This is a genomic window from Cupriavidus sp. 05N40 (assembly GCF_056397305.1).
Window position 1 is genome coordinate 1 of sequence record NZ_JBFTND010000065.1, and the last position, 18,347, is coordinate 18,347.

The 18,347-nt window shown below is 66.2% G+C and carries 5 protein-coding genes; 3 read left to right on the top strand and 2 right to left on the bottom strand.

The features are described 5' to 3' along the window. Positions 1-155 precede the first annotated feature (155 nt). The 3 genes from AC1DO7_RS16885 to AC1DO7_RS16895 all read left to right on the top strand — a co-directional run bounded on the left by AC1DO7_RS16885 (position 156) and on the right by AC1DO7_RS16895 (position 2,724). Positions 156-1,073, top strand: coding sequence for a tyrosine-type recombinase/integrase (locus AC1DO7_RS16885; RefSeq protein WP_441620016.1), 918 nt, complete (start codon positions 156-158; stop codon positions 1,071-1,073). A gap of 96 nt (positions 1,074-1,169) precedes the next feature. Continuing rightward, positions 1,170-1,610, top strand: coding sequence for an HU family DNA-binding protein (locus AC1DO7_RS16890; RefSeq protein WP_441620014.1), 441 nt, complete (start codon positions 1,170-1,172; stop codon positions 1,608-1,610). Between the two features lie 448 nt (positions 1,611-2,058). Next, a complete protein-coding gene (locus tag AC1DO7_RS16895) occupies positions 2,059-2,724 on the top strand; it encodes a hypothetical protein (protein WP_441620012.1) in 666 nt (221 codons plus the stop codon). 576 nt (positions 2,725-3,300) lie between these two features. On the opposite strand, the gene AC1DO7_RS16900 is transcribed toward AC1DO7_RS16895, so the two are convergent. Next, on the bottom strand, positions 3,301-4,320 hold the full coding sequence (locus tag AC1DO7_RS16900; protein ID WP_441620010.1) for an IS30 family transposase: 1,020 nt from the start codon (positions 4,318-4,320) through the stop codon (positions 3,301-3,303). A 185-nt stretch (positions 4,321-4,505) separates the two neighbouring features. Then, entirely contained in the window at positions 4,506-18,203 is a 13,698-nt protein-coding gene (locus tag AC1DO7_RS16905) for a filamentous haemagglutinin family protein (RefSeq protein WP_477116342.1), read from the bottom strand. Positions 18,204-18,347: the final 144 nt, after the last annotated feature.

Sequence of the window (18,347 nt, forward strand, 5' to 3'; positions counted from 1 at the left end):
GGCCCATACGCTCCCCTACCGACGCTTCGCCTACCACCTCGCGGTGGCCTGCGCACGGCTCGGGGCCGATGTGGCTCGCTATTCCTTCATCGTAGTGGACTTGCACCACCAACTCCTTGCCGGTCTCCCGGCGCACTCAGTATATAAATGCGGTCATGACACCCGTCGACAGCCTCTGGCTCACCAATCCCACCCTCGCCTACGCCGATTGGCAGCGCCGCGAGGCGTCGGGCGCGGACCGGCGCCCTTTCGCGGCCCGCTCGATCATCCAGCATCAGGCCATGTTCGAGCATTTTCGGCGCCATCTGCTCGACGTCGACACCACCGTGGCCACGTTCGGCCCAGACCATATCGATACCTTCTGGCAAGCGCCCGACCCGCGCGGCTACAGTCCCGCCACGCGCATGCGCTACTTGAAACTGCTGGACCGCTTGTGTCGCCACCTGGTTGCCATCGGTGTGCGCAAGAGCAATCCAGCCCGCCAATTGGTCCGCGACGGTCATTGGCCGAAGGCCGAGCCGGACCCCATCTACTTGCCAGAGGAGGCGGACGCCCGCCTGCAGGCGTGGGTGCAGCCCCACGCCGGGGATGACCTGGCGGCCTTGCGCAACCGCGCCATCGTGGCACTCTTCCTCGGCACCGGCGTCACGGCATTGGAAGGCCGCACGGCCCGCCGGGAGGACCTGCAGCCCGATGTTGCCCCGCCCTACCTGCGCGTGCCAGCCCACGGCGCGCGTGATACCCGCACGATCCCTCTCGCCGCATTCGCGGTGCCGATCCTGACCAAGTGGTGCATTCGCCGGCAGACCCTTCCGGTCCTTGGCGACCTCGTGTTCTCACTCCGGGCCAGCGGCGAGCCGATCACGGATATGAGTCTTGGCAAGATCGTGCGAGCGGCGCTCGTCGCGATCGACTTCGAAGCGCAAGACATGAGCCCGCGGGTGCTGCGCAACACCTACTGCCGCCGGCGGCTACTTGCCGGGCGCGACCGCAATGAAGTCAGCAAGCTGCTTGGGCTGGCCAGCACGCGAACCTGTGACCGGATCAGGGCTACCATCGGCGCGCAGTTGTAATCGTTGGTTTCACGCACTCGCACACACCGCATGGAATTTGCTATTCTCGCGGACGCCTCTACGGCAACATATCAACGAGCAACCACGAAAGAATCCATGGCAACCAAAGCAAAAGCTGTCGTAAAGACCCCGGCCAAACCTGCCGCCACGAAGGCAGCAGCGCCCACCAAGAAGGCGGCGGCCGCACCGGCGAAGAAAACCACAGCGGCTGCACCGGTGGCAAAGCCGCTGAAGGAAACCTTCACCAAGGCGAGCTTGCTGGCCCACCTGGTCGCCCAGACCGAGCTGGACGCCAAGACCGTCAAGACCGTGCTGGCCCACCTGGAAAACACGGTCCTGAGCGCCGTGCACAAGAAGGGCGCGGGCGAATTCACGCTCCCAGGCCTGCTCAAGGTCGTGGCCACTCAGGTGCCTGCCACGAAGAAGCGTTTTGGCAAGAACCCGTTCACCGGCGAGGATCAGTGGTTCGCAGCAAAGCCCGCCACCGTCAAGGTGAAGGTCCGCCCACTGAAGAAACTGAAGGACGCCGCCCTGTAAGGCGTACCAGCCTGCTGAACGAATGGAGCCCGCGAGGCTCCATTTTTATGGATGCCCGGCAGGGAAAAGAATAGGCCCTTACGTGGCGGGGCGAAGGGTGGGCGCAGGGTGGACAAACGCAGCAGACGGCTGAGGCCGGCCATTAGCGGCCTTTCGAACAGTTACTCGAAAGCGGTCACTGACCGAAACAATTTGTCCCTGCACAGATACCCATGCGAAATATTGTTCGCCGCCTTTGGTATACTGACGCAGGCTCCGGCAGATTAACGCTGTGTACGGGTTTCAGTGATATAGCCTGACGCTGCTCACGCAAGAGTTGAATAAACTCTGCATCGATCTTACTCGTTTATCTGCAAACGCATGACGCCGGGCCAATCTTTTCGTAGCGCCTTGTGCATAAATCAACGCAAGTCAGTTGACTTAATACGTCAGACCAATTTTAAATGTCATGGCATTTGAAAAAACCGTAAAAGACCAAATTTCCCAATACATTGGCGCGCATATCGCCGATGAGGCTTGGCATATATCCTACTTTGACTTCATTGGTGAAGCTAACTTAGCCAAGCGGCTCGGTGAAGAGTTCATCTCAACGAGATATATTTATAAGCTCTTAGAAGGTTTGGAAGCAAATGATTGGCTTTTGCGAGCACAAATCAGGAATCAAGTTTTGTCTTACGCGTCGATCTATGAAGCAGTAATCCATCACATCCTGTTCGATGTTCTTTCAACAGAACCTTCAGTGATCGGTCTTACTGAGTTCCCGACGAAGAAGCGAATATCAATACCTCCCGCAAGTATGACAATCCTTGAGAAGCATCTCGAGCACGACGGAAAGAAGATTATCCCGACGTACGACGCCATAGGTCGAACAGACGAGTCGAAAGTCCGCTTCGATAAAAAGGCAGAGTGTGCGGAAACACTTGGCCTGATAGATCCATGGCTAAAAGATGAGTTGATTGAATTCTACGAGGCACGCAACGCGATTCACATTCACGCCGAAATTCGCAAGTCTCTCGATTATCAGCTTGATCTTTCCAAGCGCGCCTACATGCGCATGCAGCCATTCAAAGAGCAACTTACGGCGGGATTGGCGAATCGTGGACTAGTGGTCTAAGTTTCGGTTCAATCAACGCAACATTGGCGATGGCTTCGCCATTTTCCTCTCCAGCGTTGGCGCTCTCTGCGCTTCTCGCTCCCGCGCCGGCTATGGGCGCTTAGATCCGCATTTCCTTCTGACCAACGGAAACTATCCCTTGCGCCAGCGGCACGCCGCTGGCTTGCCAGCGCCGGAGCCCGACCAAACAACGGTCGTCCGCTGACCTAGCGGCATCAGCATCAGTTTGTGAATAATATTAATTCGGACGACCAAGGCATATATTCATTGTTGGATTAATCAGGAGGATCCTTGATCTACTATTGTGACCACTGTGAAAAGCATACCAACTTCCATCCATTGCAAGTGAATATTCTTCCCGAAGAAGGCCCTTCTGAATAACATACGTTCGCAAAGTGTGATGTTTGCAATAAGCCAGCGATATTTCTCCGTGAAGACGTAGGCGATGGATTCGAGAACGACTTTTACTATCGGCTATATCCGTCACATGACCGTCATATAGGCTTTCTGCTCCCACATGTTGTGCGTACTTCGTACGAGGAGGCAGTCAAATGCGAAGGGGGGCGGTCTCAAGAGTCAAGTGCAACGTTTAGCAAATCCAGCGATTTCCAATTCCTTGGCCATCGCTTCCTCGGGTGTATCCCAGCCAAGCGTCTGACGAGGCCGGCCGTTGAGCAATTTGGCAATGTCGTTGAGCTGGGTCTGTGTGACTGCCGATAGGTCGATGCCTTTGGGCAGAAACTGGCGCAGCAAACCGTTGGTGTTCTCGTTGCTGCCGCGCTGCCAAGGCGCATGCGGATCAGCAAACCAGATATCTAAACTCAGCCGCCTGGAGAGTTCGACATGGCAGGTCATTTCCGTTCCGCGATCGTAGGTCAAGCTCTCGCGCAGAAAGGCCGGCAGCTTCTTCATTTGGCGCGTGAAGCCCTCCAGGGCGTCCTGGGCCGTGCAGCCGTCCATACGGCACAGCACCACGAAGCGCGTCTTGCGCTCAACCAGCGTGCCCACGGCGGAACGATTGAACGCGCCCTTGATGAGGTCGCCTTCCCAATGCCCCGGCAACTGCCGCAGTTCAATCTCCTCGGGCCGGTGAACGATGCGCAGGGCCTCGGGCACGAATCCGCCGCCAGCAAGCGTGGTGCGTCGGCGTCCACGCACGGGCTTTTCCTGGCGCAATGCTTCGATCATCGCCTGCTTGAGTCCACCTCGCGGATGGGCGTATATCGCGGCGTAAATCGTTTCGTGGCTGACGCGTTGGTCGGGATCGTCGGGATACATACAGCGAAGTCTGGCAGCAATCTGCTGCGGCGACCAGCGCCAGTAGACCAACCGGTCATGCACATGCTGATACAGCGCGTTGCCGGCAAGCAGCTTGCGGCGACGCCCGCAACCTCGACGACGAACACGGTACGCCGACGCCGCACGCGTCGCATCATAGTGCGGTACAGCCGTATCGCGGTTGCGCGCCAGTTCACGCGAAACAGTCGAGGCACTTCGCCCAAGCAGTCGTGCGATCACTCTTGTGCCGCTGCCTTTCCGATGCTCGATCATGATGACCGCGCGTTCCTCTGCGCTCAGATGCTTGTACTTCGTCATCGCAACACCTTACTTGATTCAAGGTGTTGCACTTGAAGCTAGTGTAGCGTTCTGTAGCTTGCAGCCTGCCTCTGCGCTTTAATCGTTCAATCAGCCGTTGGGCCCGACAGGACGGGCCCAACTCGGAAGCACCGGTCACGAGCGCTCTAAAATTCCACGCCGTGGGAAAGGTGGGAGCGTTTCCCTCAGGGCTGTCGCAGGCTCCTTCGTTCCGTCGGTGTCAGCTGGCTGAGCGCCGCCTCATCGAGATTCATCTGCCCAAGTACCTGCACGGCAGCCTTGTAGTCGTAGGCCGGTGACTGCAGGCTGGCGCCTTCCCTGGGCCGGGCAGTCCCCTCCGCAGGCTCGTTGCCGGTGGACAGCACGCGCACCGTGAATACCGATGGCATGGCCTGACGCGCGGCCGACCGCTCGCGCTGCACCGCCTCCTGCGCCGCGCTCGCAGCCTGCGAAGCCGCGGCGCTGGCGTTGGTCAGCGCGCCCACGTTGACAGCGGCCACCACGGGGATGCCGGTGGCCTTGCCCTGCACCTGGATGTTCTCGGYGTTCACCACGCGCAAGGCGGCCAGGTTGACGTTGCCCGAGACGCGGATGCCCGCTTCGCCCGCGTCGATGGTGCCCAGCGGCGCGATCAGGTCGATGTCGCCGGGCGGCACCTCGGCGATCGGGTTCAGCGTAGCGATACCGGCGCCGGTGTTCGGCGTGGTCGGAGACAGCGTCACGCGGCCATAGTCGTCGTAGATGCGACGCTGCGACGTGTAGACCACGGTGGACTTCGAACCGCGGCCCGCGTTGATGTCGCCCTGCGCCGACCAGCCCAGGATATTGCCCCCGAACGTGGTGAAGATACGACTCTGGCCCAGCAGGATGCTGTCCCGCGCATACATCTGGATCTCGCCCGAACCCTGCGTGAGCACGCCCGAGCCATCGCCCGGCACAAACCCGCCATCCACCCCCACCAGCGTGCGGCCTCCCGGCGTGAGGATGCTGATGTCGCCGCCGAAGTCGGTGTGGATGCCCGAGTCGAGCACGTCGTAGTAGTGCACGCCCGCAGGATTGCCGAGCGCCACCCACTGGGGCCGGCTCACATAGGTCACGCCGGCCGCGGGCCTGGTGGTGACCGCCGGCTCGGAGCTGCCGGGCAGGTAGCGATAGTACTTCGCGCTGCTGAACATGGTCAGGTCGCCGTCGTAGTCCGGCTGGCCGCCCTGCCCACCTTGGCCATCCCGCGCCGGCAACAGCGTGGCAATCGCCTCGCGGCCGCGCAGGTAGCTGCCGGCGCGCGGGCCATTGGTGTCGTTGTACTCGCGCCCCGACGCCTTGAGTTCGGCGTAGTAGACGTTGCGCAGATACGCCCGCTGCTGCTCGGGCGGCAAGGCGGCAAAGAACGCACGCGCATCGGTCGTGGCGGCATCGAAATGCAGGCCCAGCCCGTTGCGGCCGCCGAATCGGTCGGTCAGCCAGTTCACCAGATAAAGCTGGCTGGCCAGCCCGTACTCGCGTTGCAGGTCGCGGTTGGCCATGTTGGTACCCGTGGCCTGCGTCTGCTGCCGTGCGCGATCGATATCGGCCTGGCGCGCGGCCAGGAATGCCGGTGCGCCGGCCTCGTCGCCGTGGTAGCCGAATTCCATGCGCAGCCAGTCGCTCAAGGTCAGGCTGCCGCCATAGATCGTCACGGCCTTGCCTGGCTGGCTGGCCAGCGCGCGGCCCGGATCTGCCTGGTTGGCCGGATCGAGGTAGCGCGCGGCAAACGCCTGGAAGCCCAGCCCGTCGAGCCCGCGCGCCCCCACGCCTGCGGCCACCGCGATGCTGGCGCCGCTGGAGCGGTCGCCCGCCTGCACATTGACCACCGGGCCGAGGCTCTTGAGTTCGCCCTTGTCGGCCAGGTAGAGGTCGCGTCCTGCCGTGATTTCCAGCAGGCCCGGGCCTGCCACGTAGAACGTGCTGCCCAGGATGTCGCGGCCTGCCGAGATCACGGAGACGTCGTCGGCGTTGTTGTGCACGATCAGGTTGCCGCGCACGGTGCCGGCGCTGTACCGCATGGGGCGCAGCGGCGAATTGGGCTGGCTGCTGTAGAACTGACCGAACCAGCCGAGTGCCTGCTCGGGAACCAGCTCGGTTGAGCCGAGTTCCGTGCCTGCGTTGACGATGTCGCGTCCTGCCCGGATGGCCACGGGGCCGCCACCTTCGTACCACGTCGGCAGGATGCCGCCCGCAGAGGTGATTGTGCCGCGACTCAAGATCGCACCGGTACGCAGGCCCACGATATCGCCTTCGTTGGCGTAGAAGCGCGCGGGCGGTTGTCCGGTCCTCGCATAGCCCGAAACCGTGGGCGCGGTCAGGCTGAACATCGGGAAGACCTGGCTGGGGCCAAGGCCTGCCCCGAACAGCACGCTGGGCGCCAGCCYATTCACGCTGACATTGTTGGCCGTGTAGCCGCCAAACCATGCCTGGCCCACCACGCCGGCAAAGCCGGGGTTGAACGGACTCGGCAGCGCCGTCGGATCGGCACCCGATTGCGTGACCGAATAGCCGCCGGCATAGATCGAGTCGCCGGCCAGCAACTCCAGCGCGCCGGTGCCCGTCACCGCGAAGTGCGGGCTGACCGGGGAAGGCGCCATCACCAGCCCCACCGGCGATTGCACCGGCTTCTGGGTTGTCGAATCCCTCGTGCCGGAACTTGATCCGCCGTAGTAGAGACTGCCGTTCGGTGCGGCGGCGCGCAGGATCGATGGCATCACGAAGCGGCCATCGGTGGCGCTGTGGTTGCCGCCGCGGAAATCCATCCACGCCATCGACGGCGTCAGGTTGCCGCCGGCGCTGAGCAGGTCGATGGCTGTGGACGGCGTCCACAGCGAGAACCAGCTCCAGCCTTCACCGGCATAGGACGCGCCATCGAGCGTGAATGGCGTGCCGTTATGCACCTGCGTCACGCGGCCCGGGTCGGCAACGCCGCCCACGGCCACATCACCGCGCGCATCGATGCGCACGCCCGCGTCGCCCGGCACCAGCACCGGCCCGCCGCCGGCGATGGCCGAGGTCGACACATACGGCTGGTACGCGCGCGATTCCTTGCCGTCCGATACGTCATAGCGCAGTTCGATGCCGCCCAGCGAGCCGGTGGCCACACGCATGGCACCGCGCAGGTTCGTCATGACGCCGGTCAGGTTCAGCCGCGCATTGTCGTAGCGGGTCTGTGGCGTCTCCCCGTCCGGCGTGTCCCTCGGCGAACGCACTTCCGCCACGGGGTTCAGCCCCCCGCCAATGCGGATGTCGAGGTCGCCGCCGCCGGTCAGGGTGAGCTGGCTGCCATCGGCCGATACACGGCCCGTGCTGGCCACCGCCAGGTTCAGGCCCTGGCTGCGCGACAGGATGCCGGACGCATTCCCCATGCGGGACTCCAGCATGCCCACGTCGCCACCGGCTTCGAACACCAGGTTGCCGCCACCGAGCGTGCCGATGCCGGTGAAGCCCACCAGGAACGGCGTGTCGCTGTGCTTGGCACTCCCCCCTGCAGCCACGGGGACATAGGTGCCGAAGTTGACCCACCACGCGGTCGGCAAGCCTTGGCCCGGCTGCGCGACGCTGCCCGTGCCCTGCCGCCACATCCAGTTGCCGACGGCGGACGTGTCGTTGTGGGCGCGCATCACGCCCAGTACGTCGTCGTTGCGGATCGAGTCGCCACCGCCGCCGATGGTGTCGCCCCGAACGTCGCCGCCCGCGCGCACCAGCACGTTGCCACCATGCTCCGGATACCAGGCCCGGTAAAGGCTTTGCGTGCCGCCGTTCACAAAGGGTTCGAGGAAGGCGCCCTTCGCACCCAGCACCGTGGTGCCGATGCCGTTGGTCCCGACCGAGCGGGCCTGGTTGTACGCGGCATCGACACCGATCGACTGCGTGCCCGCCGTATAGACGCCAAACGGCGACGACATCGTGAAATTGCCGGCCGACAGCACGTCGAGGTCGCCCGTGCCGGTACGCAGCACGCTGAACAATTGCTGGCGTGCCGGGGTATTCCTGTCCTCGTATTCGGGTGGCGTGCCGTCGGCGATCTTCTTTACCAGTTCGCCCAGGCCCCAGTTGTTCATGTCCAGCGCAGCGGCTTCCCCGCCCCAGACACTCAGATCGAGCAGCGTGCCGGGCTCGTAACCGAGCATCGCGGCGCCCGCCTCCGTCCAGACGAGCTGGGCTGGCAGGCCGGTACCCGGCTTCAGCACGGTATCCGGGGCCAGGCCATAGTGCGTGTCGGCCAGCAGCACGTGGCCGTTGGCACTGCGCGGCAGCAGCGCACGCGTATCGGCGGCTTCCAGGTCCGCACCCGCCACCAGCCGGATCGACCAAGATTGCGATCCCGGTGCCAGCATTGGCGCCAGCGCCCAGTTGCGGCCCTGGTTGCCATCGGCATCGGCTGCACGCATCTGCACGCTCTCCACGTCGCCGGGCAGCTTCACCACGGTTTCGCTCGGGATCATGGCGCCCTTGCGCAGCGTCAGCGCGCCGGCAAGCTGCACGCCGTTGACCGCGGCGAAGGTGTCGCCGATATCCTTGATCGCGCCATCGGGGAACGGCAGCGGCACATTGGCCGGCCACAGCATGGCCGCCACGCGGGCGGCGGTGGGCACCCGGTTGCCGGCATCGAGCTGCATGCCGCTGGCCAGCGTCAGCGCCTGCGACAGTACCGTGCCGGCGGCGTGGATCACGTTGCCGTTGCTGTCGCGTACAGCGCCACCGAGCACCGTGCCGGCCGGCAGCACCAGATCGGCGGTCAGCGTGGCCCGCGTGGCCAGCTGGGTGCCGGCGCGCAGCGTCATGGCCTGCATCGGCAGCGCATAGTTCAGCGTGTGGCCGGACTGGAAGAACGTGCCGTCGGCCAGCGTCACGGTGCCGTCGGTCGGCACGATGATGTCGCCGCCCCATGGAATGCGGCCCTTGACCAGGATCCAGCCCTGGTCGTCCGGCGTGGCCTTCAGCACCGAGCCGTCGAAGCCGTCGGTCAGGCTGCCGAAGATCTTGAGGTTGCCGCCCGCGCGCAGCACCAGCGCGCCCGCCTCGCCCGAGCCGTACACGCCCGTCATCCGCGAATGCGGGTTGACGCTCGTGTAGCGATAGCCGGACAGGTCGATATCGCCATCGATATGGAGATCGCCGCCCGGGGTGGCGCTGGCGATTTCCACGCCGGGGCGCAGATGGAACGCGTCGGCGTACTGGCGCAGGCCAGCCAGCTTGCGCGTCATCAGGTCGCCATTGGCCAGCGCGTGGCCCATGAACGCCACGCTGTCGTCGTGCAGGTCGTTCAKGTAGCCCTGCGTGATCGACTGGTAGTCGCGGCCATCGGGGGTGCCATCCTTCACCAGCGGCGCGTTGTCGTAGCGCTGGAAGGCGTTGACCGTGACGCTGCGCGCGCCATCGATCCGCACATTGCCCGAGGCGTCGATATCGACATCGCTGCCGCGCGCGCCGCCAATACGGCGGGCGCTCAGTTCCACCGTGCCCAGCGCCAGCGGCGTGCCATCGGTGCCGGCCCGTACGTCCATGCGCGCGCCATCGGCCAGCAACAGCGTGCCGTTGCGGCTGTCGATCTCGATGATGGCGCGGTTCGGCGCCTCGATGACCTGGCCGTAGCTGTCCTTGCGCAGCATGCGGCCATGCGCATCGAGCACGGCACTGCTGCCGATGGTCACGCCATCGCGCGCGGCCAGACGAATGCTGCCCACCTGTTCGCCGCTGGCATCGACCGTGCCGTTGACCAAGAGGCGACCACCATCGACCGAGACGTTGATCTCGCGCGCCTTCAGTTCGTCGCCCACGGTCAGGTCGCCCTGCTTGACCTGGAAGCTGCGGCTGCCGGTCATGTTGCCGTCGTTCAGGCGCTGGTTCAGGCCCGTGAAACCGGCAATACGCTGGCCGCGAATATCGGCGCCACCTGCCGCGAACGGCACCCATGTGCCACCTGCATCGTAACTGCCCGTGCTGCCGCCGACGAATTTGCCCTGCAGGTCGATCGTGCCCGCACCTTCGCCCAGCGCGATGGCCGTGAACCTGCCCGCGCGGTTTTCCAGCGCGGAGACGTCGATGCGCGAGCCGGCCGCCTGGCTGATATTGCCGCGCTGGCTCTCCAGCATCACATCGCCGCCCCAACTGTATTTGCTGACGTCGTAGAAGTCGAGCTTGCGTCCGGCCAGATCCAGTTGTGCACGGTCACCGAGCACGAGGTCGCCCTGCGCGGTCACCGACAGCTTGCCGCTCGGCAGCGCCACGGCGCTATCCAGCGTGACGCTGCGGCCTTCCAGCTTCAGTTCCGCGCCGAGCGCCGCCACCAGCGCCTCATTGGACAGCGCCGGCGCCGCAGCACCCTGTGGCGCGCTGACGACGATGTCGCCACCCGCGCGCAGCCGGTTCACCGAACCGGCGTGGCCGGTCAGCAGCGGCGTGTCGATGCGCAGGTTGCCGCCCGTGTACGCGTAGCCGTTGGTCGCGTCGTCCCACGCGCCACGCGACTGATAGACCGCGAGCGTCCCGCTGTTGTTGGCGGTGATGCGGTCGTTGGCCTTCAGGTTCACTTCGCTGAAGCCGAGCGCCAGCCGCTCGAAGTCGTGCACGCTGTCCACGCGCACCGACGGGGCAAAGCCAAACTCGATCTCGCGGGCATCGATGGTCAGCTTGCCCGAGCCGGTGCCAGCGCCGCCGGTGGCCACCTGGCCCGGCGCGTTGCGGGCGCCGTTCCACACCAGCACATCGGTCTCGATGCGCGCTTCGGCATTGGCGTCGCCGGCGCCATAGATGGCCGGCGTGGTCAGCACCAGGCGCTCCAGTGCAGACTTGCGGGTCACCGGGTCGAGTGTCGACAGCGTGATCGAGTCGTGGAAGTTCACCGCGTCGCGCGCAGTCAGGATCAGGTTTTTCAGCGCCGGGGCGCCGGTGCTGGTATCGCCTTGCAGCAGGCGGTTCAGCACATCCTGCGACAGCCGCAAGCCCGGCGGCAGCGCGCCACGCGTGGCGGCCGCCGCCAGCGCGGCGTCGCTGCCCACGTTGATGGCACCCACGGACAGCGACAGGTTGCGCGTACCGTAGCGCGCCGTATCGCGCAGCTCGAACGCCTGGTCCGTGACCGCGGCGATGGTGCCTTCGGAATAGAGCTGCGCCGCGCCTTTGCAGACCACGCCGGCCGGGCATGCGCCGATGTCGATCTTGCCCGGCGCGAAGCTGCCGCTGGCCGACGGCGCCAGCATGTCGATCCAGCCGTTGGACACCGCCAGTACCGAACGTTCGCCCGGATCGTAGACGTAGCCGTGGGTCGAGTCCCACGCCACCTTGCCCCGGCCCAGCGTATTGATGCCGGCGCCCTGTTCGACAACGATTCCGCCGTTCCTGTCGTTGGTGACCAGGAACACCTCGGGCGCCTTGAGTACAGCGCCGCTGCGCAGCACGATGTCGTAGGCGTTGTTGGCGAGGAAACCCAGCACATTGTTGCGCTGGCTGCCGCTGTTGTTGCCGATGACCTGCGGCAAGGCCCCGATGCCAAGGCGCGCAGCGCCGATGGCGTTCAGGTCGTCCGCATACAGCGACACCGGGATGCGGCTCGAGGCGCCCCACGGCGTGGGTTCGGCGCCCGGCCCCATGATTTCATAAGAGCCGCCGCCGGCCAGCACCAGCGCACTGCCGCCCAGCCCGCCTGCCGGCGTGTCGTACCGCGTGGTGCCGTCGAACTTCAGCGCCGGCAGGTCGCCGATCGCACCCTTGGCGTTCGCGCCGATAAAGTACAGCGCCAGCGTCTTGGCATCGCGCTCGATCAGCGAACGCGGCACGCCGCCGCGTTCCGCTGCCGCCACGGCGAAGTCCGCATAGCTGGTTTCGTTGTACTGCGAATAGCGGCGCAGCGTGTCGGCCGAGGTGATGATGGCCTGCGTCGGCAGGGCATCGCGGATGCCGGTATCGATCGTGCTCAGACGCACGCTGGCGGCATGCGAACCATTGCGCATAGCCAGCGCGCCTTGCGCCGACGGCGACGCCAGCGACGCCAGCGCCGGACTGGCCGCACCGTTGAGCTCGACGCGAAACGCGCCCGGCAGCAACGCGTACGTGGACGGCAGCAGCGTGTAGGTGCCCGGCGGCAGGCCCGGCACGCCCGCGCCGATGGTGATCTGGCGGCCGATGGCCGGATCGCCGGCACCCTTCTCCGCGATGATCGGCGCATAGCCGGCCTGCGCGCCGGGGACGATGGCATAGACGGGATTGGTGGACAGCCCCGGCAGCTTGAAGCCGCCGTTGGAGCCCACCTGGATCAGCGGATACATGCGGGCGTCGGTGGAACCGCCGCGCCCGCCCAGGAAGGCCGCGCCCGTGAGGCTGCCGCCACCGCTCATGTCCAGCACCGCGCCGTCGCGCACGTCCACCGCATGGCCAGTCAGCGTGATGGTCGGACCCGTGCCCACGAGGTCATAGGCCACGTCCTTGCCGTTGTACAGATAGCTCAGCCCGTCGAGCGTGCCGCCATACGGCATGGCCAGGCCCTTCGCACTGACCGACGTCACGCTGCCGGGCAGCAGGTTGATGGTGCCGGTCTCCCCGCCGTATTCGCTGGAACCGAAGCTGACCCGGCCCAGCGGCGCACGCACCACGCCGCTCTGATTGACGGTGGGGCCCGCCAGGCTGATCGTGCCGAAGACCGAATACGGTTGGGCAGGTTCCGCGTCGGTCGTACGCTCGATATTCAGGCTGCGGGTGAGGTCCGTACGGCGCGACAGGTTGCCCCACTCGTCGATATAACTCGTCACCCCGACCACGACCTTGCCGCTGTCGTTCGACGCGGGATAGATCTGCGAAGCGGCGAGCGTCAGGTTGCCCGGCACATACAGCTCCGCGGCGCCGGACATCCGCAGGTCGGCGCGGCTGCGCAGCGTGATGTTGTCGAACGCATTGCGCTCGACCTTGAGCGGATCGCCGTTGTTGACGACGATCTCGCCGCGTGTGCCGACCAGCATCGCGCCCGTCAGGTCGAGGAAGCCCGCGTCCACGACAAGGCTCGTGCCGTCGGCCACCAGCGGCACGCCCAGCGTGCCACCCACGCCGCTGGCGTTGCGCGAGCCAACCACGGCATTGGGCATGATGGTGTTGTCGACCTGCCGGCGCGTGGTGCCGGCAAGCTGCACGTAGGGCGCCGCCAGCGTCACGCGCGTGGCCGGATCGGCATTGGCCGCCAGGCCGATCGAGCTGGCCACCAGGCGCAGGCTCTGCTCCACGCTCAGGTCGACCGGGCCTTCGAAGCTGATCATGCCGTTGGCCAGCAATGCCACATTGCCGAAACCGCCGGCGTGGATGCGATCCACGCCGATGCGGCCCCGGCCATAGGCCAGCGCATCGGCACGCGCGCCGGCCACCAGGTCGCCGGGCAGCAGGCTGTCGCCCTGCAACCGTGCCAGGATCAGCTCGCGCGGCACGCGCACGGCATCCTCGATGTTCGCACCCTTGTACGTATTGCGGTCCACGCCCAGGTACACCGGCGTCTCCAGCGCAACGGCCAGCGTACCGCCCGCCGCACCGGCCCCGGCGCCCATCGCGCGCAGGTCGCCATCGATAAACACGCCGCGCATCGAACTGAGCGCGATAACGCCGCCATGGCCCGGCAGCGTGACGCGCCCCTGACCCGGCACATCGATATCCGCCGACGCACCGGAGGCGTCGATGCGCGCACCGGGGCGCACCACCACGAACGCGTCCGCCGCATCCACCTCGCGCGCGCCCGCCTGATAGGGCGCGCCGATCTCGATTGTGCCGCCACTCGCCGCCACGCCATGGCGCCGGCCCTGGCCGTCAAACGCCGTCACGGCGCGCCCCGCGGCATCGAGTACCGCATCGCTGCCGATCCAGATCGACTTGGCATCGGCCTTGCCGCTCGGCGTATCGGCAGCGCCCTGCCCCAGCGGGGTTTCGAGGATGGCGATCCTGCCGCCCCACGCGTTCAGCGTGCCATCGACCGTGATCTGGCCATTGCCCTGCACGGTAATGGCCTGGCCCGGATCGACCGTGACGGCGCTGCCCTTGCCGATCACCACCGGCGCGTGCGAATAGACGTTGCCGCCGGTCAGCACCAGGCCGGCGCCACGGCGCTGCGTCAGTACGCCATCCTCGGGGTGTTCCTCCCAGACTGGTGCCAGGTAGCGCTGCAGCACGTTGTCCGGCGGCGACCCCGTCGGGGCGGCATGCGCGGCCACCATGTCATGGCGCAGCACCGGCATGTTCACGTCGATCCGCGCGCCTTCGGCCACCTGCGCGCCCTGCTGTCCGATGATGTCGTAGTGACCGAAGCCGGTCTGGAACAGCTTGTCGCCCAGGACCAGCAATGGCTTGACGGCAACGTCGGTCACGAAGACGGCACCCGCCGGCAAACGGTCGCCGGCGGCGAGCGTGACCCCCTTGGAGAACGGCGTGCCGGCCTTGAACGTGGTGCTGAACTGGGCCACTGGCATGCCATTGGCGAATACGCCAGCCGGCACCACATAGCCAGGAGCCATGTCTTCCTGCGTGCTTGTCAGCACCGTGCCAGCCGGGACGGTCTGGCCCGATACGTAGAACCTGCCCGTATTGTCGTAGACCAGGAAAGACCGGAAGCCGATGCCCGGCGGCACCACCCAGTTGCCGAGCAGCGTCACGGGGTTGTCGCGCGATAGCGCGATCTTGCCCGGTGCCGCGTCGCCCGGCATGACGCGGCTCGACGTAAACGTGTAGTCCACCGGCAGCACCGTGCCGGCCGGCATGGTGAAGTCCTGCGCCAGCGTCAGCTGGATCGCCACGGACTCGCCGGCCTTGAGCACACCCTGCTCGGCCAGCAGCCCGCCACCAATGGCCACGCCGATGCCCGAATCGATCTTGAGCGTGCCGCCGCCGCGCACGCCGTAGCCGCGCAGTTCGCCGTCCATGCGCAGCGTGCCCGACCCCACGCCATCGAGGTCATACTGGTTGGCCAGCAGCGAGATATTGCCGCCGCGTCCACCAGTCAGCGAACCCTTGGGCTGCAGTGCCGCCCCGGACGAGACGTCGAGCACACTGCCTTTGCCGAGGTCGATATCGCCACGCGTGCTGATGAGGATGCTGCCGCCATTCACGTATGGCAGGCCACTGATGTCGTCGGCGTTGGTACGCAGGTTGGTCCAGACGCCGCTTGCATCGAGCGTGACGCCGTCGGCCACGCCGACCCTGGCCGGGGCCGTTGTCGAAATCGGCAGCGCAGTCCAGGCCGCTGCGTTCGGCTGGTAGGTGTCGACGATATTGCCCAGCGCGATCGTGCCGCCGCGCGCGGTCAGGTCCGCGCTGGCCGCCACGTCCGCCGCGTGCAGCGCCAGCGTGCCGCCATGGGCCACGGTCAGCGGCGCATCCACCGCAATGCCATCCTTGGCATAGACCTTCAGCGCGCCAAGCTTCTGCGTATTGAGCCACTCGCCATCAAGCCGGATACGGCCGGCCAGCGTGTCGGGCAGCGCATCGTCGAGCGACAGCCCTTGCGCAATGCGTTCCACCGTGCCGATCTCGACGCGCCTGGCCACCGCCACTGGCGAGTCGCGCAGCGTGCCCGACGCGGTGTCGTACACGGGTACCACCTTGCCGATCACCAGTGCGCCGGCCATGGGCGCGGCGAACTGCGACTGCCGGTAGCCATCGAGCCCGGCGTCGCGCGCCTGGCTCTGGCGCGCGCCCTGGTACACCGTGGCCTGGATATCGCCTTCCATCACGGCGGCGCCGGTGCCGACCACCACGCGGCCCGCATCGCGGCCCACGGTGTAGCCATTCTCCAGGCGACGATCCGGCGCGATCAGCGGGCTGTTGAACTGCTCGGCGGCCGTCTTGCCCCAGCGCTGGTGCTCGCTTTCGTAACCGCGGTACAGGCCCTTGTAGAGCACGTCGGCGGGCGCCTTGTCGAGGTTGTAGAGACGGCCATCCTCGCCGCGCAGCCAGCTCTGCCGGATGGTGCCGGTCTGCAAGTCCAGCGAACCGCCCGACACATTGACCGACGAGCCGGCCTGCGAGACCAGCGCGCCGCCATCGAACAGCACCGTGCCGCCCAGCGCGGCCCATTCGCCGATGCCATGGCCGCTGGTGCTCAGGTAGCCGCCCACTTCGAGCAGCCCCCCGCCCGTGTACCAGCGATCGGTGGTGTAGCCATTGGTGCCGGCCGCCACGCGCACCAGGTAGCGGCGGTCCACCCACATCGTGGTGTTGTTCAGGGTCTTCGAGTCGCGATTGCCGGGCGCGTCGCGCTGCTCGTTGCCCTGGACGTTGATCTCGACGTTGTTGGCGGCCATGGCCACGTTGACGCCAACCGCGCCGGCCACGTCGAGGATGGCGCGATTGGCCAGCTGCGTACGGCCCACGGCGTTGACGCTGATCTGCCCGCCCGTGGCCAGCGTCAGCGAATCGCCATCGAACAGCACGTCGCCCGCCGAGGCGATCTGCACCAGCGACTGGTCACGGCGGTTGTAGCCGCCCTCGCTGGCCGTGGCGGAGTCGCGCAGCAGCGCATCGCGCTGGACGTCGAGCGCCGTGGTCGTGCTCTCATCGAGCGCGATGACGCTGACACTGCCTGGCGCCAGCGTCACGCGGCTCTTGCCGTCGCCTTCCGCGCGCAGGTGAATGGTGCCGCGCGTATTGACCGACGTCGTACTCACCAGCACGCCCGTCTGTTCGACGGTGTGGCCCTTCAGCGTGATATCGCCGGTGGCCGCCTGGATCAGGCCGGTGTTGCTGACACGGCCCGCTTCGCTGCCCGCCAGTCGCAGCACATCGATCTCGTTGCCGCGCGTGGTGGACGTCTGGTTCGTATCGGTGCCGAAGCCGCGGCGGATGACGAAGCTGTCGCCTGCCGCCAGCGCGGTCTGGCCGCCGGGCGTCGTGATCGTGCCGTGGTTATGCGCCTCGCGCCCCACAAGCAGCACGTAGCCGCCACCTTGCGTAACGGACTCCGGCTTGCGCGTGGCAATGCGTGCGCCGGCTTCCACCACCACATCGCCGGTGGCCTTGCCGTTCGTCACGGCGGTGGGCGTGACCGACAGGTCGTTGGCGAACGTCGGCACGTAGCCAGTGCCGCGCGACTCGCTGAACAGGCCGCGGCCGAACTGGGCGTTGGTCATGCCGGCGGCGGCCGCCACGAGGTTGCGCGTATCGACCTGGCTCGTGCCGGTAAAGACGATGCCGTTGCGGTTCACGATCATGACCGTGCCGTCGGCCTTGATCTGCCCCTGGATCTTGCTGGGGCGCGCCTGCGGATCATTGACGCGGTTCAGCACCGCCCAGTCCTGCTTCTGCTGGAATTCGACCGTGGTGTTGCGGCCGACGTTGAACGTTTCCCAGTTCAGGATGGCTTTGTCGGCGGTCTGCTCGATGGTGACCTGCGTGCGGCCATCCGCCGTCTTCTGGGTCGGGTTCTTTGCGTTGAGCCAGCCGGCGGTCAGGCTGTTGGTGTCCACCTTGAGGCCGCCTTCGGCGAGACCGTCCGGCACCGGCGATTGCTGCTCGGCGGCCTGCCGTGCCGCCGCCTGCGTCGCCTGCATGGCCGCGATGCCCTGCGCGGCCTGGCCGAGATTCTGGATCGAGCGCTGCAATTGCTCGCTGGCGCGCTGCTGCTGCGCATTCGGGCTGGTCAGCGCCGCTGCGGGCGTACCGTTCGGCAGCCGGCCCGTGGCGGTTGCCGTGTCCTGCATCATGTTTTTCTGCGCCATCCACGCGCGGCTGAACGCCTGGTTGGCATGCGCGTGGCCCCAGAATCCGCCGGCCGCCACCAGCAGGGCCACGGTGCGGGCCAGCGGTCTTATCGTCGGCACCCGGGGTACCGTCATCGTGATCCTGCCTTTGTCCTGCGCCAGCAAGGTCTTCTGGTAAACGCGCTTCTGCATGGTGCCCCGATCCCGTCAAGCAAGTTTGCGGGCCAGTGCGCGTCGTCGTTCACGCGCCGCGTCGCGGCCCTGTCGTCATTGCCATCGGCGGYCCATGCCGCCGATGCTCCTGGGAACTAGACCCTTTTGCCCGTGCGGATCGGC

What these genes read in the sequence shown, in the direction of transcription:
- AC1DO7_RS16895 (WP_441620012.1), top strand. Translation starts at nt 2,059, where the DNA reads ATGGCATTTGAAAAAACCGTAAAAGACCAAATTTCCCAATACATTGGC.
- AC1DO7_RS16890 (WP_441620014.1), top strand. Translation starts at nt 1,170, where the DNA reads ATGGCAACCAAAGCAAAAGCTGTCGTAAAGACCCCGGCCAAACCTGCC.
- AC1DO7_RS16885 (WP_441620016.1), top strand. Translation starts at nt 156, where the DNA reads ATGACACCCGTCGACAGCCTCTGGCTCACCAATCCCACCCTCGCCTAC.
- AC1DO7_RS16900 (WP_441620010.1), bottom strand. Translation starts at nt 4,320, where the DNA reads ATGACGAAGTACAAGCATCTGAGCGCAGAGGAACGCGCGGTCATCATG.